The following is a 1,202-nucleotide window of genomic DNA, read 5'->3' as shown; positions in this document are numbered from 1 at the left end:
ACCGCATCCGCCGAGGACACCACCGAGCTCAACACCTCACGCAGGCTCTCCTGCGCCGTCCCCAATGCCGCCGCCATGCGGCCCAGCTCGTCGCCGGAACGGACCTCGGGCACGACGGTCAGGTCGCCCTGCGCGAGGGCGTCGACCGAGGTCTGCACCGACCGCACGGTGCGGACGATGCCGCGGACGACGAAGCCGGCGAGCAGCCCGGCGGCGGCGATGCCGACGACCAGGGCGATCCAGAGGGTCCACCGGCTCTGGCGGGCCAGCTCCTGGCCCGCCGCGGCGTCGGCCTTGGCGTCCTCGCCCTGCCGGGCCTGCTCGACACCGAAGGCGTCGGACAGCGCGCTCGACGTCTTCTTCAGCGGCCCCTCCGCAAGGGCGAGAGCGGTCGCCGTGTTACCGGTGTCCGCGATCGGGATCAGTTGGCTGTCGACGAACGCGTAGTACTCCTCCGTGGCTGCGACGAGCGGAGCCGCGTCGGCCGGGTTGTTCAGCGTGCCCAGGTAGGTGGCCATCTGCTCGTCGAACTCGACGCGGCGCTCGGCCAGCTCGACAGCGAGCGTCGCGCGGGTCTCGGGGGCGGCCACCGCGTACAGGACGTGGCGGGACCGGTCCCCCTGGAAGCTGCGCTGGGCCTCGCCGAGCCGCTCCAGGGGTTCGATCGAGTCGGTGTAGAGCGTGTCGCCGGCGTCGGCGAGCGAGCCGATGCGCTGGACGGCCAGCCCGGTCAGCCCGATGGCGACGAGGGCCAGCAGGACGATCGCGGCGCCGATCTTGACGGCGACCGGCCGGGTGCCGAACCAGCCGGGGGAGTGCCCCGCGGACGATGCGGCGGTGGCAGCGGTGCTCATTGCTCGTGTTCCTCCGAGGAAGGGACGCAGCACGCGGCCGGGGTCCGGCCGGTGGGTTCAACGCCCTGCTGTGTCCTCCCGGCGACGGGTCATCCCGAGAACCACAGGCGTTGCAGACAGGAAGTTAGGTGGCACGCACCCGACGAGCGCTCTTTCTCCGCACGTGGCGCGGAAATCGATCGGCGACCGCTCTGCGGTTGTCGACATGGTGATGCGGGTGCCATTCCGGCCGAACGGTGCCGATCCGGTCGTTGGGTCCGTCACGGTGATTTTCCACCGTGTCTGGCGGAATGGTGGAGGGTGTTCCGGGAACGGTTCCGGGCCGGGTGGGAACCGGGGAAGGAGTTC

1 protein-coding gene is annotated in these 1,202 nt (G+C 71.3%); it reads right to left on the bottom strand.

Annotation, left to right across the window (positions count from 1 at the left end):
• On the bottom strand, window positions 1–854 hold an 854-nt coding region (locus OF117_RS22030; protein ID WP_263555001.1), incomplete at its 3' end, for a HAMP domain-containing protein.
• Window positions 855–1,202: the final 348 nt, after the last annotated feature.

The organism is Geodermatophilus sp. YIM 151500, assembly GCF_025716945.1.
Classification (GTDB): Bacteria; Actinomycetota; Actinomycetes; order Mycobacteriales; family Geodermatophilaceae; genus YIM-151500.
Note: the sequence above shows the minus strand (reverse complement) of the source record. Positions and strands in the feature narration are given on the sequence as shown.